General features: G+C 38.5%; 20 protein-coding genes, 8 tRNA genes and 1 rRNA gene. 28 read left to right on the forward strand and 1 reads right to left on the reverse strand.

The genetic code is table 11. The annotated features are described in order from the left end of the window. The first annotated feature begins 155 nt into the window (after window positions 1-155). The 7 genes from ABE34_RS07775 (at window position 156) to ABE34_RS25410 (ending at window position 7,904) form a co-directional block, all read left to right on the forward strand. A complete protein-coding gene (locus ABE34_RS07775) occupies window positions 156-1,235 on the forward strand; it encodes a D-alanine--D-alanine ligase (RefSeq protein ID WP_197141529.1) in 1,080 nt (359 codons plus the stop codon). Window positions 1,236-1,246: 11 nt separating this feature from the next. Next, window positions 1,247-2,614: a UDP-N-acetylmuramoyl-tripeptide--D-alanyl-D-alanine ligase gene (locus ABE34_RS07780; RefSeq protein ID WP_197141531.1), complete on the forward strand. Its 1,368-nt coding sequence runs from the start codon at window positions 1,247-1,249 to the stop codon at window positions 2,612-2,614. Window positions 2,615-2,701: 87 nt separating this feature from the next. Next, window positions 2,702-3,394 carry an alpha/beta hydrolase gene (locus ABE34_RS07785; RefSeq protein WP_197141533.1) on the forward strand — a complete coding sequence of 231 codons (693 nt, stop codon included), beginning with the start codon at window positions 2,702-2,704 and terminating at the stop codon, window positions 3,392-3,394. A gap of 351 nt (window positions 3,395-3,745) precedes the next feature. Continuing rightward, window positions 3,746-5,269 (forward strand): DEAD/DEAH box helicase, encoded by a 1,524-nt coding sequence (locus tag ABE34_RS07790; RefSeq protein WP_197141535.1) that lies wholly within the window; start codon window positions 3,746-3,748, stop codon window positions 5,267-5,269. 189 nt (window positions 5,270-5,458) lie between these two features. Further along, window positions 5,459-5,938: a PH domain-containing protein gene (locus tag ABE34_RS07795; protein ID WP_197141537.1), complete on the forward strand. Its 480-nt coding sequence runs from the start codon at window positions 5,459-5,461 to the stop codon at window positions 5,936-5,938. Further along, entirely contained in the window at window positions 5,931-7,412 is a 1,482-nt protein-coding gene (locus tag ABE34_RS07800; RefSeq protein WP_197141557.1) for a PH domain-containing protein, read from the forward strand. The genes ABE34_RS07795 and ABE34_RS07800 overlap by 8 nt, the downstream gene beginning before the upstream one ends. A gap of 369 nt (window positions 7,413-7,781) precedes the next feature. Beyond that, window positions 7,782-7,904, forward strand: coding sequence for a hypothetical protein (locus ABE34_RS25410; protein ID WP_276569485.1), 123 nt, complete (start codon window positions 7,782-7,784; stop codon window positions 7,902-7,904). Between the two features lie 123 nt (window positions 7,905-8,027). Here the strand turns inward: ABE34_RS25410 and ABE34_RS07805 are convergent, their stop codons facing one another. Next, window positions 8,028-8,648 carry a rhomboid family intramembrane serine protease gene (locus ABE34_RS07805; RefSeq protein ID WP_197141539.1) on the reverse strand — a complete coding sequence of 207 codons (621 nt, stop codon included), beginning with the start codon at window positions 8,646-8,648 and terminating at the stop codon, window positions 8,028-8,030. A 64-nt stretch (window positions 8,649-8,712) separates the two neighbouring features. Between ABE34_RS07805 and acpS the strand changes: the two genes are divergently transcribed. From acpS to ABE34_RS07910, 21 genes are all read left to right on the forward strand, one after another. Then, a complete protein-coding gene (gene acpS, locus ABE34_RS07810; RefSeq protein WP_079562539.1) occupies window positions 8,713-9,066 on the forward strand; it encodes a holo-ACP synthase in 354 nt (117 codons plus the stop codon). Between the two features lie 692 nt (window positions 9,067-9,758). Beyond that, on the forward strand, window positions 9,759-10,865 hold the full coding sequence (locus ABE34_RS07815; protein ID WP_079562540.1) for a LolA family protein: 1,107 nt from the start codon (window positions 9,759-9,761) through the stop codon (window positions 10,863-10,865). A 219-nt stretch (window positions 10,866-11,084) separates the two neighbouring features. Next, window positions 11,085-12,206: an alanine racemase gene (gene alr / locus ABE34_RS07820; RefSeq protein WP_197141541.1), complete on the forward strand. Its 1,122-nt coding sequence runs from the start codon at window positions 11,085-11,087 to the stop codon at window positions 12,204-12,206. A 320-nt stretch (window positions 12,207-12,526) separates the two neighbouring features. Then, window positions 12,527-12,790, forward strand: coding sequence for a hypothetical protein (locus ABE34_RS07825; RefSeq protein ID WP_049663444.1), 264 nt, complete (start codon window positions 12,527-12,529; stop codon window positions 12,788-12,790). Window positions 12,791-12,794: 4 nt separating this feature from the next. Then, window positions 12,795-13,145 carry a type II toxin-antitoxin system PemK/MazF family toxin gene (locus ABE34_RS07830; protein WP_049663446.1) on the forward strand — a complete coding sequence of 117 codons (351 nt, stop codon included), beginning with the start codon at window positions 12,795-12,797 and terminating at the stop codon, window positions 13,143-13,145. A gap of 393 nt (window positions 13,146-13,538) precedes the next feature. Further along, window positions 13,539-13,940 (forward strand): anti-sigma regulatory factor, encoded by a 402-nt coding sequence (locus ABE34_RS07835; protein ID WP_197141543.1) that lies wholly within the window; start codon window positions 13,539-13,541, stop codon window positions 13,938-13,940. 12 nt (window positions 13,941-13,952) lie between these two features. Further along, entirely contained in the window at window positions 13,953-14,948 is a 996-nt protein-coding gene (locus ABE34_RS07840; protein ID WP_197141545.1) for a PP2C family protein-serine/threonine phosphatase, read from the forward strand. Window positions 14,949-15,019: 71 nt separating this feature from the next. After that, the gene (locus tag ABE34_RS07845) at window positions 15,020-15,355 is read left to right on the forward strand and encodes an STAS domain-containing protein (RefSeq protein WP_197141547.1); all 336 of its coding nucleotides are present in this window, start codon (window positions 15,020-15,022) and stop codon (window positions 15,353-15,355) included. Continuing rightward, window positions 15,352-15,822: an anti-sigma B factor RsbW gene (gene rsbW, locus ABE34_RS07850; protein WP_197141549.1), complete on the forward strand. Its 471-nt coding sequence runs from the start codon at window positions 15,352-15,354 to the stop codon at window positions 15,820-15,822. Before ABE34_RS07845 ends, rsbW begins: the two co-directional genes overlap by 4 nt. Continuing rightward, window positions 15,800-16,585 (forward strand): RNA polymerase sigma factor SigB, encoded by a 786-nt coding sequence (gene sigB, locus ABE34_RS07855; RefSeq protein ID WP_197141551.1) that lies wholly within the window; start codon window positions 15,800-15,802, stop codon window positions 16,583-16,585. The genes rsbW and sigB overlap by 23 nt, the downstream gene beginning before the upstream one ends. A gap of 192 nt (window positions 16,586-16,777) precedes the next feature. Next, a complete protein-coding gene (locus ABE34_RS07860; RefSeq protein ID WP_346655536.1) occupies window positions 16,778-18,952 on the forward strand; it encodes a Tex family protein in 2,175 nt (724 codons plus the stop codon). Between the two features lie 214 nt (window positions 18,953-19,166). Then, on the forward strand, window positions 19,167-19,628 hold the full coding sequence (locus tag ABE34_RS07865; RefSeq protein WP_197141553.1) for a SprT family protein: 462 nt from the start codon (window positions 19,167-19,169) through the stop codon (window positions 19,626-19,628). Between the two features lie 90 nt (window positions 19,629-19,718). Beyond that, window positions 19,719-19,795, forward strand: a tRNA-Asn gene (locus ABE34_RS07870). 1 nt (window position 19,796) lies between these two features. After that, window positions 19,797-19,868 (forward strand) — tRNA-Glu (locus ABE34_RS07875). 36 nt (window positions 19,869-19,904) lie between these two features. Next, a tRNA-Asp gene (locus ABE34_RS07880) sits at window positions 19,905-19,980 on the forward strand. Window positions 19,981-19,985: 5 nt separating this feature from the next. After that, window positions 19,986-20,060 (forward strand) — tRNA-Gln (locus ABE34_RS07885). Window positions 20,061-20,075: 15 nt separating this feature from the next. After that, a tRNA-Lys gene (locus ABE34_RS07890) sits at window positions 20,076-20,148 on the forward strand. Between the two features lie 65 nt (window positions 20,149-20,213). Beyond that, a tRNA-Leu gene (locus ABE34_RS07895) sits at window positions 20,214-20,299 on the forward strand. Window positions 20,300-20,319: 20 nt separating this feature from the next. Beyond that, a tRNA-Arg gene (locus tag ABE34_RS07900) sits at window positions 20,320-20,396 on the forward strand. Between the two features lie 24 nt (window positions 20,397-20,420). Next, a tRNA-Gly gene (locus tag ABE34_RS07905) sits at window positions 20,421-20,494 on the forward strand. A 201-nt stretch (window positions 20,495-20,695) separates the two neighbouring features. After that, a 16S ribosomal RNA gene (locus ABE34_RS07910) occupies window positions 20,696-20,978 on the forward strand; the annotation flags it as partial.

Below are 20,978 nucleotides of genomic sequence, written 5' to 3' on the forward strand. Positions count from 1 at the left end.
ATTGTTTTCATGTTTTGCCTAGCGACAGCTACAGATGTTTTTTGTAGAGAAAGCAGAGCGTCAGCTACAATTACGGCTAGGCGAAATTGATGTCATTTATAAAGACGTTTCATGATAAACTAATAGTACTCAAGAAGTATGTGGAGGGCACAAAAATGAAAAAAAGAATCGGTTTATTATACGGTGGAAAGTCAGCCGAGCATGAGGTGTCATTATCGACAGCACGTGCAGTCACGGGAGCTTTGAATTTCGAGGAGTATGAAGTATATCCGATTTTCATTACCCTTGAAGGGGAATGGCGCCGCGGTGAGCGTCTAAAAAAACCTGCAAGTACAATTGAAGAATTACAATTTGGTGATAATGCCACTATTTTAGAAAATAATATTACAGATTTTTTAATTGATAAAAATGGTAAATCCGTACAATTCGATGTAATTTTCCCATTACTTCACGGTACTAATGGTGAAGATGGAACTGTTCAAGGTTTACTTGAGGTTCTAAATTTACCGTATGTAGGGAATGGTGTATTAGCATCAGCAACTGGCATGGATAAAGTAGTTATGAAACAATTATTTGAAATTGCCGGCTTACCACAAGTTCCATATACGTATTTCATTCGTAGTGAATGGGCTAATGAACAGGAGGCTATACTTGCCCGTTGCGAAGAAAAACTGGAGTGGCCGATGTTTGTGAAACCTGCAAACTTAGGATCTAGTGTTGGAATTAGCAAGGCAACAAATCGTGATGAATTAGTGAAGGCTATCGAAATAGCCTTACAGTATGATCGTAAAATTGTAATTGAGCAAGGTATAATCGCTCGTGAAATTGAACTTGCTGTGCTAGGAAATGATTTCCCGGAAGTTTCTGTACCCGGTGAAATTAAACCAGTCACTGAATTTTATGATTATGACTCTAAATATAAAGATGGCTCAACAGTCCTTATTATTCCAGCAGAGCTTACTGAGGATACAGTATCTAATTTACAGGAGCTAGCTAAACGTGCGTTCAAAGCTATTGATGGAAGCGGTTTAGTTCGTGCGGACTTTTTTGTGACGGCCGATAACAGCATTTATATTAACGAAGTGAATACAATGCCAGGTTTTACACCGGTAAGTATGTATCCACTACTTTGGCAACATACAAATGTAAGCTACCCAGAGCTTATTAATCGTCTGATTACTTTAGCGATTGAGCGTTTTGAAGAAAAACAACAGCTTCACTATAAAAAAGACTGAGTGGGATTATTGTGAAAAAAACATTAAAGCAGTTAGCTACATGGTTAAATGAAGAAGTACCAGCTTTTGGTGACACGGTCGTATCAGGAATTTCCATTGATACTAGAACAATACAACAAGGGGACTTGTTTGTTCCGTTTCGTGGTGAGAAGGCCAATGGTCATAAATTCGTTCTGCAGGCTATTGAGAAAGGAGCAGGAGCTTCTCTTTGGCAGAAAGATGAACCGAATCCACCTCAAGGTGTACCATTACTCTTTGTAGATGATCCAGAAGTGGCGCTTCAGCAAATGGCACGTGCCTATCGCAGTGAGCATAAGGCGAAGTTTATTGGCATTACTGGTTCAAATGGTAAAACATCGACGAAAGATATTTTAGCAGGAACGCTCACACCATTTTTTAAAGTACAAAAGACAATCGGGAATTTTAATAATGAGCTAGGTTTACCTATTACGGTATTACAGCTAGATGAAGATACTGATGTTGCCGTACTAGAAATGGGTATGAGTGGTTTTGGTGAAATTGAGTTTTTAACGGAACTTGCTCGTCCACATATGACAGTGATTACAAACATTGGCGAAGCTCATATGCAAGATTTAGGGTCACGTGCTGGAATCGCTAAAGCCAAATTTGAAATAATCCAAGGAATGCAACCAGATGGAGTGCTGTTTTATGATGGAGATGAACCACTGCTTCAAGAACTAGTTGAGAAAGAGCAGCAGTTAAAGGCCGTGGCATTTGGCTTAGAGCAGGGCAATCTATTGTATGCTGACAATATTGAAGCAACTGCTGATGGTAGTAGCTTCTCTACGCATGGTGTGATTGAAGGAGATTTCTTTATTTCGGTCCTAGGGAAGCACCAAGTGAAAAATACATTAGTTGCCATGTTAATTTCACAACAGCTAGGTTTAAATGATGACCAAATTCGTACATCCTTAAAACAAGTAGCTCTTACGGATATGCGCATGCAGCAAGTGAATGGATCAAATGGGGCGTTATTTATTAATGATGCATACAATGCTGCACCAACTTCTGTAAAGGCAGCTATTCAATTTGTTGCATCGACAACGATTCGCCCAGAAAAATGGCTTGTGCTAGGTGATATGCTTGAACTTGGACCAAATGAAAAGCGTTTCCATGAAGATTTATCGAAGGATATTCGTGCAGAAGAAATCGACTATGTATGTTTATTTGGCCCACGAATGGGTTATTTAAATGAAGTTTTAAAAGAGCGATTTAATGAGGACCATTTGTTATATGTAGAGGATGATTATACGCCAATTATCGAAAAACTACAGCAAGCTAACGAGGAGTCTATCGTTTTACTAAAAGGCTCTCGTGGTATGAAGTTAGAAACGATTTTACGTGCATTTACGAAGTGATGAAACAAGGAGTCGGTGGGACATTCTCTCACCGATTCTTTCTTTCATTCATCGACTTATATGAGTTACACATTAAGAGGTGAAAGAATGTCAGTAGGTGTGTTATGTATACATGGATTTTCAGGCGGACCTTATGAAGTAGAACCTTTTACTACCTATTTACGAACGCATACAAATTGGCTCATTGAAGAACCTACCTTGTCAGGGCATGGAGAAGAATTACAAATGCGTGGTTTCACTGCTAAGCATTGGTTAATGGATGCCGAGATCGCTTTTCGTGCTCTTGCCAAAAAAGTAGATGAAGTAATAGTAGTTGGATTTTCAATGGGGGGCATTATAGCGCTCTATTTAGCCAAGCGGTATAAAGTGAAAAAGCTTGTATTACTAAGCGCTGCTGCCAAATATGTGAGTCCGAAGCAACTGGTCAAAGATTTTAAAATGCTGGCAACTGAGGCATATCATCGTAATTTGTCTAATAATGAGCTGTTTTTACGATACCGGCATAAGTTTAATCATGTGCCACTATCCTCAACGATAGAATTCATGAAGCTTGTTCGAATGGTGGAGCCGTATTATAAAGATATTAAAATTCCGGTGTATATTGTACAAGGGAAATTAGACGGAATTGTGCCTTATCATACTGCGCGCTTTTTATTTGATCAATTAACTTCGAACGAAAAAACCTTGTATTTATCTGATAATGGCAAGCACCATATTTGTTATGGCGAAGATTGCTCTGAATGGTTTTCTAACGTTTTGTCATTTTTAAAGAGTTTGTAAAGTAGTCAGATTATTACGACTCATGCGTTATCGTTGCATACGTTTTAATCCCGTGTTAGACTAGTGTAAGCAATGGATACATTTTGTGCGAAGACTCTTCATATTTGATTGAAGAGTACTTTTTTTTGAACACAACGGTTTTATTCTAAAGTGAATAATTACGACAGAATCAAACCGCTCGGTAAAGACCGGGCTTTCCTTTTCATATAAGAGAGCTCTATGTGACCATCATATAGAGAGAATTTTTAAGTAACGGAAACGTTCCACAACACAGGCTCGAATTTGCCGACAACTTCATCTGAAAATGTAACCATTTGTCAACTTAAAAGCAGAAAAAGGAGATTGAGAAGTTTGACAAATTTTTCAGAATTAAATATTAGCGAATCTACATTACGTTCTGTAAAGCGTATGGGATTTGAAGAAGCAACACCAATCCAAGAAGGTACTATTCGTTTTGCAATTGAAGGCCGTGACGTATTAGGTCAAGCGCAAACAGGTACAGGTAAAACTGCCGCTTTCGGGATTCCACTTATCGAAAAAATTGACCCAAAAAACCCTAACATCCAAGCATTAGTAATTGCTCCAACTCGTGAATTAGCAATTCAAGTTTCGGAAGAGCTTTATAAAATTGGTTATGACAAACGTGTGAAATTATTATCAGTTTATGGTGGTCAGGAAATTGGCCGTCAAATTCGTGCGCTAAAAAATAAACCACAAATTATCGTTGGTACACCTGGCCGAATTATAGATCATATCAATCGTCGTACTTTAAAATTAGAAGATGTTCAAACATTAGTGCTTGATGAAGCAGATGAAATGTTAAACATGGGCTTTATTGATGATATTAATTCAATCTTAGAAAACGTCCCATCTGAACGTCAAACATTACTGTTCTCAGCAACAATGCCACCAGCAATTCGTAAAATTGCTGAAACATTTATGCATGATCCAGAAATCGTAAAAATTAAAGCAAAAGAATTAACAGTTGATAACATCGATCAATATTTTGTGAAGTCTGCTGAGCGTGAAAAGTTCGACATTTTATCTCGTTTATTAAACGTTCACCAACCAGAACTTGCAATTATCTTTGGACGTACAAAACGCCGCGTGGATGAGCTTGCACAAGCGTTATCAATTCGTGGTTACCTTGCTGAAGGGATTCACGGTGATTTAAGCCAAGCAAAACGTATTTCAGTATTACGTCAATTTAAAGAAAATAAAATTGATATTCTTGTGGCAACAGATGTAGCTGCTCGTGGGCTTGATATTTCTGGTGTAACACATGTTTATAACTTCGATATTCCTCAAGATCCTGAGTCCTATGTTCACCGTATTGGTCGTACAGGCCGTGCAGGTAAATCAGGTCTTGCGGTAACGTTTGTAACGCCACGCGAAATGGGTTACTTACGTATCGTAGAAGAAACAACGAAAAAACGTATGACACCACTTCGTCCACCTACAACTGACGAAGCTTTAGTAGGTCAACAACGCTTAGCTTTAGAGACACTTGAAGGTCTTATTGCGAACAACGACTTAGGTGATTATCGTACACTTGCTACAGAATTACTTGAAAACCATGATGCAATCGATGTCGTAGCTGCAGCAATTCGTTCATTAACAAAAGAGCCAGATGACTCGCCAGTAACAATTACTGAAGAACGTCCATTACCAATGCGTCGTGAGCGTTCTGGCAATCGTGGCGGAGATCGTGGACGCGGCGGCAACCGTAGCTCTAACGGACGTCGTGATGGCGGACGTGGCGGAGATCGTCGTGGCGGACGTGGCGGAGATCGTCGAGAAGGCGGACGCCGTGATGGAGGTCGCCGTGAAGGTGGACAAGGTCGTTCACGTGCCCCACGTCGTCACGAAGATTAATTTTATCTTCATCAAAATGATAAAACCTTACAGTCAAAGTGGCTGTAAGGTTTTTTTAACTTCTTTTAGCGGATTCCATATTAAAGTACGAAACGACAGCACAATAACGCCAAGGCAAAGTTGATAAAACTTTGAAACAAAAAGATAATTAGTTACGTATACATATATTAGGAAAGAGAGGGATCGATTTTGAGATCAGAACCAATTCATAAGATTTCTAGGAAAGGGTTAACAGTGTGGCGTTTATATGGTGTATTGCAAACGATAATTCTTTTGATTATAGCGGCTTTAGTATGCTATGGCACTTATTATTTTGAGTGGCCATCATTTATTTATTTCATTGCAGTTGTTGTAGTTATACTTAGCGCCATCCTATCTGCTTATCTATTTCCGAAAGTAAGATGGGAACGCTGGCGCTATGAGGTGCGTGAAAGTGAGATTGAAGTGCAACATGGTTTATTCGTTGTTAAACGTACACTTATTCCAATGGTGCGTGTACAACATGTTGATACGACGCAAGGACCGATATTAAAAAAATATGGTTTAGGTAATATTTCAATATCAACGGCGGCAACTGTACATACAATTCCTGCCCTTGTAATGGAAGAGGCGGATGGACTTCGTGCACGTATTTCGGAATTAGCAAGGGTGGCAGAAGATGATGTCTAAGGAAGTTAACCGATTACACCCAGTATCGGCGGTTATTTCAAGTGCAAAAGCATTAAAAAGTATGATTTTCCCGTTAATTGTTATTATTATAACAAATGGTTTTCACTTCTCGTTTAATTTCCATAGCGATAATTTTTGGCGAACTGTTTTCTTATTCGGTATATGGGGAGTAGGGGCTATACTTGCGCTTGTTAGTGGCATTGTTAAATGGCGTACCTTTGTATATTGGTTTGAAGATGGAGAATTGCGTGTAAAATATGGCTTGTTCGTTAAAAAGAAACGTTACATCCCATTTGAACGTATTCAAAGCTTAAATTACAATGAGGGTATTTTTCATCGACTATTTGGCTTAGTAAAGGTTCAAGTTGAAACCGCGGGAAGCAAGGATAGAAAGCCAGAGGTAGAGTTAACGGCAATAAGAAAGGATGCGGCAGATGCAATAGAGCTGGAAATGCGTCGCACGAAGAACAAAGCCAATGGACAGATGAATGATGAACAGATGAGTAATGAACAGTCGCTAACCGAGGAAGTATTAGCACCGATGATTTATCATATGTCGATACGTGATTTACTTATATTGGCTACAACTTCAGGTGGAATTGGGGTCGTTCTGTCCGGGGTAGCAGCAATTATCTCTCAGCTTTCGGATATTATCCCGTACGAGGAAATTTTCCACGAGTTAGCTGACTTTGCGAAATTTGGTGCGTTTTTAGTTGCACTGGCAGTGATATTCAGCCTAATTGTGGCGTGGTTTGTGTCATTTGTTATTACACTGATCAATTATTACGAATATACAGTCCGAATTGAAGAAGAAAAGCTTATTATTACAAAAGGGCTAATTGAGAAAAAACGAATTACTATACCGTTAAATAGAATTCAGGCAATTCGTATTGTAGAAAATCCATTGCGTCAATTATTTGGCTTTGCAACAGTTGTTGTTGAGAGTGCTGGGGGAAATGGTGAAGAGGGAAATGATAAAAAAATTGCGCTGTTCCCACTTATTCAGAAGCAGGATTGTTTAGAAACGTTAGAGCAGATTTTCCCGGATGTAAATTGGCGACCAGAGTTTATTCATTCGCCAAATCGAGCTCGTCCATTTTTTTACCGAATTGATTTCATTTGGCTTGTACCTATAATTGGTGCATGTAGTTATTTCTTTTATCCGTACGGGTTGCTTTCGCTATTGTTAATTCCTTTAACGATATTAATTGGTATTTGGCAACATAAAACAGCTGCTTATATGATAGATGGAAAACAACTAACTATGCAATATCGTGTGTTCAGTCGTATTACATTTTTTATGGAGAAAAAACGCATTCAATCTATTGGGACTACTCAAACGTATTTCCAAAAAAGAAAGAATGTTATGTCTGTAAAAGCGACGGTAATGTCAGGCATGACTGGTATGACAGGGAATGTGCGAAACTTAGAGCAGCAGGATGCCGAAACTATAGTATCTTGGTACGAACATTGAATGCGAGAATTTGGCTAGTCCTCACAATTAAAGAGGGATTAGCCTTTTTTTATGAATCAATTGTTAAAACGGATGTCCTTATCGGTAGAAGATTCCTACCTCTGAAGGTGATGAGATGAATGAGGAGTGGTGGTGTCCAAATACCTACTAGTGCAACAATATGCAGATGAGTGACAAACATCGTGATGCTACATTTACACTAAGCTTTCGCATAAAAAACATTGTGTTGATCCAAGCGGCTAATCGGAGGAACTTAGAAAAGTACATAGTTGAGATGGGAATTAATAACAATTTAAGATGATGATCCTTTTTTACCTATAAATACCCAAATATTCTGTTTATAATAAAATTAATCAAACAAAAGGGGGCGTGATAGAAAAAGTAGAGGATGTAGCTACGATGCAACAAAACGTGAATAATAATGGCCTACAAACGGGAGGCTATTGGGGAAGCTTGCGGGAGTGGCTATCATCAAGTGAATTAGCGGCATAAATGGACAAGAGTTAAAACGGTTGGGAAATGAAATGAAAAAATGAATATAACGCTAGCGTAAAAATAAAAGGAGCAATCCTCGATGAAAGCTTATCATCAGAGAATGGCTCCACTTTGTAACTATTACTTACCCGCCATCTTTTGTTTACGCCAGCTTATAATTCTTTTTGGATGTAAGTAGATGAGTCCAAGAAGGAACCCTGCTACTAAACCGCCCAAGTGAGCATAGACATTCACATTCGGCTGTAAAAAAGTCATAATAACACTTATCACAATGATCGGTAATATAAGTTTTCGAAGCATCGGCATTGTACGGCGTGTGTAGTAGACAAGTGCTCCGAAGGCACCAAATATTCCAAAAACAGCTCCACTTGCACCGAGACTTGCATAGCTACTATCATATAGTAGATAGGTTGCCATGTCGCCTACAATACCGGACAATAAATAGATTGTAATAAAACGCGCCTTACCTGCAATTTTTTCAAGCTCTGGTCCGAATAAATACAGTGAAAACATATTAAAGAAAACGTGCAAAAAATTAGCATGTAAAAACATTGCAGAAAAAACACGCCACCATTCACCTGTTTGAACAAGGAAGTTCACTTGGATTCCGTAATTCAATACGTAGTCACCTATTTCAGGTAAAATAGTTATTACATAAATAATTAAATTAACCGCTATTAATGTTGAAACAATAGGATAATACTTTGTATATTGCTTGAAATTTTCTGTTCTACTAAACATAACTCCACCTCAATTTACAATCATTATACATGGCTTTTTAGAAATAGGAAAAGGAGAAGTTCAAATGATTAAAGGAATTGGTCTCGATATTGTAGAAATTGACCGTATTATTAAAGCAATGGGGAGAACAAATAAATTTAAAGACCGCATTTTATCTGAAAGGGAAAGAGTTTTGTTTGATGCACATACAGAAACTCGTAGAATAGAATTTTTGGCTGGACGATTTGCTGTAAAAGAAGCATTTTCGAAGGCGTTAGGAACTGGTATTGGTGAAGAATGTAAGCTTCATGATGTTGAAGTTTTAAGAGGGGAAGCTGGTAATCCTGTTTTATATTTTAAAGGAGAGCTTGTAAATGGCTTTGTAAGCATAACACACTCTAAGCAATACGCAGCAGCACAAGTAATATTATTACAATAAAAAATGGTTCATCACCAAAAATTGTGGATGACCTTTGTTAAACTCTACTATGTAAATAAGTTGATTGTAGTGGAGACTGGGTGACTCCTTGGAAATCAGCAATAGAGGAACGAAGGCTATGCGCATCACATCCTGTGATAACGCCTTCGTGACCAACATCGGTGCTGTCGCTGCGCTTTCACACAAACAAAACTCTCTGCTGCCGCTTCGTTAGCACTTCGCTTACGCGCAAAAAACATCTGTTGACCCGAGACCCTAGAGCGAGCATATAGAGGAACGAAGGCTAAGAACATCACGTCCTGTGATAACGCCTTTCGTGACCAACATCCTGTCGCTGCCGCTACGTTGCACTGCGCTTTCGCACAAAAAACATCTGTTGCTGCCGCTACGTTGCACTGCGCTTTCGCACAAAAAACATCTGTTGCTGCCGCTACGTTGCACTGCGCTTTCGCACAAAAAACATCTGTTGCCCCAAGCGGCTCATCGGACGCCCCCAGGAAGCTCTGCTCTGTGCGAAAGCGAAGCGTCAGCAACAACAACAACAACAAAGCGCCTAGTCGGAACGGAAATCAACCACATGTTAATTAATTTCTGAGTGAAGATAAATATATTGCCCATGTTCAAATGACATAACTGACAAATACCGTTCATATATTGTCGTAGTGGATTTGAAAGAAGGAAAGGGTGAAAGCGTGGGCAACCGAATAGTTAAATGGCTCGTCTTACTTTGTACGATATTACTTCTATCGGCATGTGGGACAGACTCACAGGAAAAAGTGTTGAAGAAAGTTAATGGGAAATGGGCAGAGACCAATGGTTATGAGTTAAATGCTACGATGGAGATTAAATCTGGTGGGGATCCAAAAAAATATGATGTAACGGTTTGGCATACGAAACCTGATTTCTATCGAGTGGAAGTTGTAGAAAGTGGGAAAGATGTTTCACAAATGATAGTACGAAATGCAGATGGCGTTTTTGTTGTTACACCTACATTAAACAAAATGTATAAATTCCAAAGTGATTGGCCAAAGAAAAATAGTCAAGCCTATTTAATAGGTGCACTAGCAGAAGATTTAGCTCAAGATAAAAATTTAGTCATGAAAGAAGAGGACAAAGCATATATATTTGAAGCGGCTACTAGAAATAGCTATAAAAATAGTATGCCTCATCAAGTTATAACAGTTGATAAGAAAACAATGCTTCCAACTTCTGTAGTAATTATGAATGATGTAAAAGAAGAGCAAATTCGTATCACATTTAAAAATATTAAATTAGGTGTTCAACATGCGGCTAAAGAGTATGCAGTTGAGCAATTTACAGAAAAAGATGAACCAAAAGGGGAAAACGCTACATCGCCAGAAAAAGATAACAAGGAAGAAAAGGATAAAGGCGATAAAGAGAGCAATAATAATCCGGATGGAAATGATGGGGAACAAGCTGTAAGTGCAGAAGCCGAAAATACAAAGTTCCAAACACATTACCCTGTTGTAAGTTTAGGAAATACGAAGATGGTGGATGAGAAAGTCATGCAAGAGGGTGGCATGGAACGTGTTATCTTAACATTCGACGGTGACAAGCCATTTACAGTTATGCAACAACCAGTTACGAAACAGACTGCAATGTTGCCAGTATCATCGCCTGGTGATCCTGTAGATTTAGGCTTTACAATTGGAGCTATTACAGATACATCTATTAGCTGGGAAAAGGATGGCGTCGAATTCTTTGTAGCATCTAGTAAATTGACTCGTGAAGAAATGGTGCAAGTTGCCACTTCTATGACGATAGGTAGTATGAAATAATTACTCTAGCTACAGCTTTCTAAATGGAAAGCTGTAGCTTATTAAGAAAAATAGTGCAGTTTTGATGAATATTAACACTGTTTAGAAAGTGTTAAGTCATATATGATAAAAGTTATGTAGAAAATTAGTCTAAAATAGAATAACTTATGGTAAAACTGTAGAGCGAAAGTGATTTAATCAATACATATTGTTTTAATAAAATATAAAGAGGGTATTCTAATGGAGATACAGCAGTATTTTAGACCAACCAAAGCAATTGTAGACTTACAAGCAATTCAACAAAACGTGAAAAATTTGAAAAAGCTACTTCAACCTAATGTTCAAATTATAGCTGTCGTAAAAGCAAATGCATACGGTCATGGAGATATAGCCGTTGCAAAAGCGGCACTCGAGGCAGGGGCAACAATACTTGCTGTGGCAACGCCTGATGAAGCATTACATATTCGAGCACATTTTGAAGAACCGGACATACTATTATTAGGTGCCTCTCCAATTTCGTTTGTGCCATACGCTGCCAAGCAGCGCATAATTCTTACGGCGTTTGCTAGTGAATGGGTACAGCAAGCTGCTCCGCTCATAGCTAATGAAGTAAACCCTTTACGACTACATATAAAAGTAGATAGTGGAATGGGCAGAATTGGTGTTCGTTCAGAACAAGAATTATTGGAACTATATCAAACAATAAAGAATACAGTAAATGTAGAGCTTAATGGAATATTCACACATTTTGCGACTGCAGATGAAGAAGATGCCTCTTACTTCGATAGACAAGTGCAATTTTTTGAAAAATGTGTGTCAGTATTGCCTGAAAAGCCTAGACTTGTTCATGCATCAAATACAGCTACATCCTTAGTAAAAGATACACATTTACAATTTGATGCTGTCAGATATGGTATTTCAATGTATGGATTATCACCATCGCCTTATGTAGAAGGTATTTTACCATTCTCGTTACAGCCGGCGTTTTCGCTTGAAAGTGAGCTTGTTCATGTTAAACAGTTACAAGCAGGTGATTCAGTAGGCTATGGTGCTACTTTTACGGCTTCATCGGATATGTGGGTTGGTACGATACCAATAGGCTATGCGGACGGAGTGATTCGTAAATTAGGCGGACAAGAAGTACTAATTGATGGTCAAAGAATGCAGATTGTCGGACGAATTTGTATGGACCAATGTATGGTTGCCTTGCCAAAAGCATATGCTATAGGTGAGAAAGTAACACTCATTGGTCATCAAGGCCAGGATGTTATTTCAATGAATGAATGGGCAGCGAAGCTAGAAACCATTAATTATGAAGTACCATGTATTATTACAGCGAGGGTTCCTAGATTATACATTTAACTCTAAATTAAAATCGAGATCAATTATGCCGAGGCATAATTGATTATAGGACAAATGAATTCTATCAGAGCAACTAAACAACTTGGTGAATAACTACTTACTAATCAATATGTTTAAATTACCGAGTAGATGAGCCATTCATAATTTGTGACATATTGCAAGGTGAATGAGTCGGCATATACCTTCGACAACCTACATATTTTTACAACTTGGACTTTAAATTGTCAGATATTTTGTCATTTCGTGTCTTTTCAACGATATCTTTCAATGGTAGAATGGGTAGTAATGAAAAGTGGATGGTTCCGTTGGAGGTGCTTGCTGTGTACGAGAAAAAGTTAAGAGAAGCTACAATTGCTGTTCAGGATAGACTGTTTCTACAAACAAAGGAAGTAATTGAGAGTGAATCTTTTGCGCGTATTTTGTCGCGCAAAGTTTTAATGCAGGAGCAACCAAATCAAATACGGGAAGCTATGATGAAAGGATATGTTGAAATGTCTCATATAAATCTGAGTATTGCAAGTGAATGCTTGCACGCAGAATATGAAGCACAACATACAGTGGAGCGTCTCGTTAGCGGGGGATGACACTTTGAATGTAAAACGTGGTGACGTTTTTTTTGCAGATTTATCGCCGGTAGTTGGGTCCGAACAAGGGGGCACTAGGCCGGTGCTGATTATTCAAAATGATATTGGAAATCGATTTAGTCCGACTGTCATCATCGCAGCTATTACTGCACAGATTCAGAAAGCAAAATTACCGACGCACGTCGAAATTAATGCTGAAAAGTATGGTTTTGAACGTGACTCGGTTATTCTGCTCGAGCAAGTGCGGACGATTGATAAGTCAAGATTGACAGATCGTATTACACAACTTGACCATGCGTTGATGGAGAAAGTTGATGGTGCATTGATGATTAGTTTAGGGCTTGTTAAATTTTGATATACATATGTGTATAGCGGCATCGAGATGTTTTCATCTCGATGCTTTTTTGTATTGTTCCCCCAAAATACTTATTAAAATGTTATTCAAAAATGGTGCTCATAGACTTGAGGTATATTCAAGATCTAAAATTAGCATCGACTTTTGAAAAAGGATTGAGAGGTTTAAGAAAATATATCGCATAGAATTTCACCTTCATTTTCAGCACAACTGTTTTTCTGTGCGAAAGTAAAACTACAGCAATAAAATTTTTTCTGTGAAATACAAACTTAGCGACAGCAACCGTTTCGCTGAGGTAGAATCTTTAATATAATTAAAATATTTAAAGTATTTAGCTAAGTAGGTCGAAAAAAGTGTAAGTGTATAACTCCGAAAGGAATTGGGGGGACAGCAGTGACAATTAAGTCTTCGGTTGAGATTATTACTGAGTGGGATATTGTAGCAGCAAGACAACTGGGGCGTGACGAAGCAAAGGCGCTTGGATTTGACACTGTTGATCAGGCTCGAATTACCACAGCTATAAGCGAACTAGCTAGAAATATATATTTATATGCAAGGATAGGTGTCATTGAAATTGAAAAATTTGAGTCAGACACAGAGAAAAAAATAATTGTTATTGCAACTGATCAAGGACCAGGAATAGAGGATGTTCGTAAAGTGATGGAGGATGGTTACTCTACTTCAGGGGGGCTAGGTGCAGGTTTACCAGGCGTTAATCGATTGATGGACAGTATGAATATTCAATCGGTTATTGGTGAAGGAACAACGATAAGAGCTGAAAAATGGCTGCGTTAGGATGTGGAGTTGTTGGATCGATTAGAATCTCAATATAAAAAGATCTTGTCAGATTATATGACTGATCAAACTGAAAAGAATTTGTATATTGCTCAAAATTTCACTCGTCAGTTAATCCAAAATAATATATCTCCAGAGGATGTTGTAAGTATTCATAAAAACGCAGTTGAAAAGCTATTTCCACGTAGAATGAGTGAAGAACAGCTTGCATATGATTTTCTTATCGAAGTGATGGTGCATTATGGAATGGCTCATAGGGAGCACCAAAGCTTATTACAAAAACAAGCTGAGTATGAGATAGAAATGAAAATTGCTACAAGTATCCAGAGTACATTACTTAAAACAGAGGTACCACAACTTTTAAATATCGATATAGGAATGATATCTATTCCAATCCGGAAAATGAATGGGGATTATGTCCATTTTTTATATAATCGAGATGATTATTTGAGTGTAGCTGTGACAGATGTGGTAGGTAAAGGTGTTCCAGCAGCATTATGTATGTCTATGGTAAAATATGGTTTGGAGGCATTGGATTATGCATATAGAGATCCCTCATATGTATTAGAGGTCATTAATCGAGTAATTGAAAAGAGTGTAGACGACAGTATGTTTGTGTCTATGTTCTACGGTTGTTTGGATATGCGAAAAAGCACTTTTTCTTATGCTTCTGCAGGTCACGAACCAGCTCTTCATTACAGTGCTGAACGCGATCAATTTATCCCTTTGGAATCAACGGGATTATTATTAGGGGTGTTGCCAGAAACAAAATATTCTTATAACGAAATTACTTTGGAAGAAAACGACATCGTAATCATGATGACCGATGGTGTTACGGAATTTAGATTGCAGGATGAATTGAATGAACGAGAGATCATTACAACATTAATATTTGAAAATAAATACTTGTCAGCCCAAGAATTATGTAATCTTCTTTATAAGCAAATTGAAAAAATACAGGATTTTAAACTATCAGATGATTTTACAATTGCAATTATAAAAAAATAGTTATTTAGGTTTGACTTTTAATAATTACGGGAATAGAAAATTAGTCTAACAAATTGGTGGAGGTGTGCTGTATGGACATGGCGATACACTTTAAAGAACTTGATAATAAACTATACGGATTTGTAGAGGGTGAAATAGATACTTTTACTGCTTCAGGACTAAGGGAAGAATTAGAGGCAGTGAAAATTACTGAAGGATTAGAAATAGTACTTAATTTATCAAAAGTTAATTATATGGATAGTACAGGGCTAGGTATCTTTGTAGCCTTTTATAAAAGAACGCTACGCGAAAATGGTAAAGTTAAATTAGTTGGTTTATCGAATAGATTAAAAAGATTGTTTGAAATTACTGGTTTAAGCGATTTAATGGATATTGAAACTGATAAAAAGGTGGAATTACGAAAATGAAGGAATTTGATTATATTGAGATAAGGGTTCCTGCAAAACCGCAATTTGTCAGTGTGATTCGATTGACGGTTTCTGGCTTAGCTAGTCGAGTTGGATTTAATTACGATGATATTGAAGATTTAAAAATTGCTGCAAGTGAAGCGGTAACAAATGTTGTACATCATGCATATAAGGACGAAGAAGAGGGAGAAATCGTCATTGGGTGCGCTCTGTATGAAAATAAACTAGAAATGATGATTGCAGATTACGGTAATAGTTTTAATTTTGATGAGATAAAATCGAAAATTGGTCCGTATCATCCTGAAGAGAGTATTGCAGGTCTTCGCGAAGGTGGTTTAGGGCTTTATTTAATGGAAACTTTGATGGATGAGGTGATGATAAATAACGATGGTGGCGTAACTGTTTTCATGACTAAGTATGTCGCTAGAGAGCAGGTGGAGAAAAATGTCGAAAGAATCACTACCTAAATCTTCGTCTAAGGAAGATATACTAAGGTGGATTGCACTGTACCAATCAACGGAAGATGATGACGCTCAAACAAATTTAGTGATTCATTATCGATATTTAGTAGAGTCCATTGCACGTAAATATTCGAATGGTAAATCTAGTTATGATGATATTACTCAAGTGGGTATGCTGGGGTTGCTAGGTGCAATAAGACGTTTTAATCCTGATGTTGGTCGAAGTTTTGAAGCATTTGCTGTCCCAACGATTGTTGGAGAAATTAAGCGCTTTTTACGCGATAAGACTTGGGATGTTCATGTGCCAAGACGGATAAAAGAATTAGGACCACGAATTAAAACAACAGTTGAAGCGTTGACAGTTGAGTTGCAACGTTCTCCGTCTATTAAGGAAATTGCAGATCAATTAGAAGTAGCAGAAGGAGAAGTGTTAGAGGCTATGGAGATGAGCCGTAGTTACCATGCTCTTTCTATGGATCATTCAATAGAATCGGATTCTGACGGTAGTACAGTAACGTTATTTGATATTATGGGTAAAGAAGATGACGGCTATGAAATGACTAATAAAAGAATGATTGTTTCTGAAGCAATGAGTATTTTAGATGAGAGAGAAAGACAAATCATTCAGCTTACATATTTAGAGCAACTCACTCAAAAAGAAGTTGGAGAACGATTAGGGGTTTCTCAAATGCATGTATCTAGAATACAAAGGAAGGCAATAAAAAAATTACAAGAAGCTATCTTAGAAAGAGATGGTGTCTCGCTTTAAAGATTTTAGCGAGAGGGGCTTTCCTGTTGTTGTTGCAAATACAAGCAATAGCATGAGCTTTGCAGGAAGTGCTAGCGAAAATAGTTTCTTCGTATTGAATAAAATAGTTTACTCTTCCGTTAGAGTAGACTATTTTTTTGCATTTTTAGTAAAGTGTAATGGTAAAATGAAAAGAAAAAAGGTAGTGATGATGTGGAACAAAAGCAAATGTTACAGCTCATTGCAAAGGATGTAGCTGTTAAGCCGGGTCAAGCTGAGGCTGTTATTAAATTATTAGAAGAAGGAAATACCGTGCCATTCATTGCACGTTATCGAAAAGAAGCTACTGGTTCCCTTGATGAAGTGCAAATTAAAGCTGTGGAGGATCGTTATCATTACATACAGCAGCTTGAGCAACGCAAAGAAGAGGTTATACGATTAATTCAGGAACAAGATAAACTAACACCTGAATTAGAACAAGCGATACAAGTAGCAACAGTTTTACAACGTGTAGAGGATTTATATCGACCGTATAAACAAAAACGTCGAACAAAGGCGACAATAGCGAAAGAGAAAGGGTTAGAACCTCTTGCGGATCTTCTATTAGAGTATCGTAATGATGCTTTAGAGAAATTAGCAGTGGCCTTCGTAGATGAGGAGAAAGTTGCTAATGTAGAGGATGCGTTAGCTGGGGCGCGAGATATTTTGGCAGAGCGCTTTGCTGATGACGCGGCAATCCGTGAAAAAATTCGTACGTATTCCTGGAAAGATGGAGTACTTGCTACAAGCGTGAAGGATGCAGATGCAGACGAAAAAAACGTGTTTGAAATGTATTATGAATATGAAGAACCTGTAAACCGTATTGTCCCACACCGTATTTTAGCTGTAAATCGTGGTGAGAAAGAAGAAATCTTAAAAGTAGCAATTCAAGTGCCGATAGATCGAGTATTGATGATTATGTGGAAGGAGTGGATTCCGGCTACAGGTTCCTCTCCAGCAATTGCTGAAGTAAAGCTAGCGATCGAGGATTCGTACAAGCGTCTAATTCAGCCTTCTATAGAACGAGAGTTACGAAATGAATTAACAGGAAAAGCAGAGATGCAGGCTATTCATATTTTCTCTGAGAACTTACGTAATCTTTTATTACAGCCTCCAATGAAAGGGAAGTATGTATTAGGAGTTGATCCAGCGTACCGTACAGGCTGTAAGCTAGCTGTTGTAGATGAGACTGGGAAAATGCTTGAGGTTACAGCCGTTTATCCACATCCGCCAAAACCAGATGTAGCAAAATCGAAAGCAATTGTGAAAGAGATTTTAGCAAAATACCCAATTACTATAATCGCTATTGGTAATGGTACTGCCTCACGCGAAACAGAACAATTTATAGCGGATGTATTGAATGAACTTGAAACAGATATTGCCTATGTGATCGTCAATGAAGCAGGAGCTTCTGTTTATTCAGCATCCGAAGTTGCCCGTACAGAGTTTCCGGATTTACAGGTAGAACAGCGTAGTGCAGTTTCTATTGCACGCCGCTTGCAAGATCCGCTGTCGGAGTTAGTGAAAATTGAGCCAAAAGCAGTTGGGGTAGGTCAATATCAGCATGATGTTACTCAAAAGAAATTGAATGAGTCCTTAACATTTATAGTGGAGACGGCTGTAAACCAAGTTGGTGTTGATGTTAATACAGCCTCAGCTTCTCTACTACAATACGTTTCTGGATTATCTAAAACGGTTGCGGAGAATATCGTGAAGGTGCGAGAGGAAAATGGACAATTTACTACTCGTGCTCAACTAAAGAAAATTCCGCGACTTGGTGCCAAAACGTATGAACAAGCAATAGGTTTCTTACGTGTGCCAGGAGCCAAAAATGCATTCGATGCTACGGGCATTCACCCTGAAAGCTATAGTGTAGCAGAGCAGATTTTAGAGGTTGTACAAATTGATAAAAAAGAGCTAGGGACGCAAAAGGCCGAGGAAGCCATTGCAAAACTAGATCAAGAAAAATTAAGTGGCATTTTAGATGTTGGAGTAATCACAATAAAGGATATTGTGGATACATTAATGAAACCAAGTCGCGATCCACGTGATGCATTCCCTCAGCCTTTACTGAAAACAGATGTATTGAAAATGGAAGATTTACAAGTTGGGATGGAGTTACAAGGTACAGTGAGAAATGTAGTTGATTTCGGAGCATTTGTAGACATTGGAGTGAAGCAGGACGGGCTTGTGCATATTTCTAAATTACAAAAAAGACGTATTAAACATCCATTAGAGGTTGTTGCACTCGGTGATATTGTGACGGTTTGGGTAGAACAAATAGATGTCAATAAAGGGCGCATATCATTAACGATGCTGCCTCCTAAAGATCAAACTATCGAAGCGTAATTAAGTGAAACTTTAATCAGCGGGGATTCTTTTGAACCCTGTTGATTATTAGTCTTCACCAATCAGACTATTGCGGGAAGTTAATCTCCCACTTAACTTCTTGCCTTTACTACTTATTGATCAGATAAATTACTGCCTGTTAAAGCGGGATAAAATTTACCACACTGTCTATACTATACAGTGTGGTATTCTTGTTGTTAGAGGTGATATAGATATGAACAATGAGGAACTTCAACATCTTGTTAGTCGAATATCATTAGATAGTTTCCAGAAGCCGTTTATGCATCGAGCCTATTTTAATTCAAGGTTACGTTCAACTGGTGGACGTTATCTTTTACAATCGCATAATATTGAAGTTAACCCAAAAGCCTATGAATTGTATGGTATTAGTGAAGTAGAAGGGATACTTCGACACGAATTATGTCATTATCATTTACATTTGGAAGGCAAAGGTTATCAGCATCGAGACAAAGATTTTCGAGAGCTATTAGTAAAAGTGAATGCTCCTCGTTTTTGTGCAGTTTTACAAATCCCGAAGACGGCTTCCAAAAAACAACGTCGACTGTATACATATACATGTGTAAAATGCCAACAATCATATGTAAGAAGAATCAGAATGAATGTGGAGAAATACTGCTGTAGCAAGTGTTTAGGGCGTTTGAAACTAATTGAATAAAAAAATAATAAAAAAGGGTTGACGTTTACTGCAGATGTCCCTATAATAGTAAAAGTCGACAAGATAACGACGACAAAACATGTGAATTATTCCGAAGTAGCTCAGTTGGTAGTAGCACCTGACTGTTAATCAGGTTGTCGCAGGTTCGAGTCCTGCCTTCGGAGCCATGGCCCCTTGGTCAAGTGGTTAAGACACCGCCCTTTCACGGCGGTAACACGGGTTCGAATCCCGTAGGGGTCATTTCATTATTTCAATTTATGGAAATATAGTAATTTTGGTCCCGTGGTGTAGCGGTTAACATGCCTGCCTGTCACGCAGGAGATCGCCGGTTCGATCCCGGTCGGGACCGCCACTTATTGGGGTATAGCCAAGCGGTAAGGCAACGGATTTTGATTCCGTCATGCCTAGGTTCGAATCCTAGTACCCCAGCCATTCATTTCTTAATACGAGCCATTAGCTCAGTTGGTAGAGCATCTGACTTTTAATCAGAGGGTCGAAGGTTCGAGTCCTTCATGGCTCATCTCTTTAAGAAAAAAGTTGACTTTTCAGATTAACGTAGTACAATGAGAAAGTTACTAATCGAATGCGGTCGTGGCGGAACGGCAGACGCGCTAGGTTGAGGGCCTAGTGGGGGCAACCCCGTGGAGGTTCAAGTCCTCTCGGCCGCACCAAGTCGATTTATCAAATATATGCGCCCGTAGCTCAATTGGATAGAGCGTCTGACTACGGATCAGAAGGTTATGGGTTCGACTCCTGTCGGGCGCGCCATTTTAAATAAATATTATTCATATCGCGGGTGTAGTTTAATGGTAAAACCTCAGCCTTCCAAGCTGATGTCGTGAGTTCGATTCTCATCACCCGCTCCAAAAAAACTTATTGACATTCATACTTTTGTATAGTATGATGTAGAAGTTGTCGCTTAGAAGCGACAATATGAACCTTGAAAACTGAACAAGCAAAACGTAATCAATAAAGTTTTTAGTAACTAACCTTGAGTTAGTGAACGAAACAAAATTTTGGACATCAAACATGATGCCAGCAAAACAATTTGAGCTAATCAAATTTCTTTTATGGAGAGTTTGATCCTGGCTCAGGACGAACGCTGGCGGCGTGCCTAATACATGCAAGTCGAGCGAACAGAGAAGGAGCTTGCTCCTTTGACGTTAGCGGCGGACGGGTGAGTAACACGTGGGCAACCTACCTTATAGTTTGGGATAACTCCGGGAAACCGGGGCTAATACCGAATAATCTATTTTACTTCATGGTGAAATACTGAAAGACGGTCTCGGCTGTCGCTATAAGATGGGCCCGCGGCGCATTAGCTAGTTGGTGAGGTAACGGCTCACCAAG

Origin of the sequence: Lysinibacillus sphaericus, from assembly GCF_015844675.1 — a bacterium.
Taxonomy (GTDB): Bacteria; Bacillota; Bacilli; order Bacillales_A; family Planococcaceae; genus Lysinibacillus; species Lysinibacillus sphaericus_E.

Coding starts and splice junctions, on each gene's coding strand:
- ABE34_RS07775 (WP_197141529.1), top strand. CDS start 156: ATGAAAAAAAGAATCGGTTTATTATACGGTGGAAAGTCAGCCGAGCAT.
- ABE34_RS07785 (WP_197141533.1), top strand. CDS start 2,702: ATGTCAGTAGGTGTGTTATGTATACATGGATTTTCAGGCGGACCTTAT.
- ABE34_RS07800 (WP_197141557.1), top strand. CDS start 5,931: ATGTCTAAGGAAGTTAACCGATTACACCCAGTATCGGCGGTTATTTCA.
- ABE34_RS07805 (WP_197141539.1), bottom strand. CDS start 8,648: ATGTTTAGTAGAACAGAAAATTTCAAGCAATATACAAAGTATTATCCT.
- acpS (WP_079562539.1), top strand. CDS start 8,713: ATGATTAAAGGAATTGGTCTCGATATTGTAGAAATTGACCGTATTATT.
- alr (WP_197141541.1), top strand. CDS start 11,085: ATGGAGATACAGCAGTATTTTAGACCAACCAAAGCAATTGTAGACTTA.
- ABE34_RS07845 (WP_197141547.1), top strand. CDS start 15,020: ATGGACATGGCGATACACTTTAAAGAACTTGATAATAAACTATACGGA.
- rsbW (WP_197141549.1), top strand. CDS start 15,352: ATGAAGGAATTTGATTATATTGAGATAAGGGTTCCTGCAAAACCGCAA.
- sigB (WP_197141551.1), top strand. CDS start 15,800: ATGTCGAAAGAATCACTACCTAAATCTTCGTCTAAGGAAGATATACTA.
- ABE34_RS07865 (WP_197141553.1), top strand. CDS start 19,167: ATGAACAATGAGGAACTTCAACATCTTGTTAGTCGAATATCATTAGAT.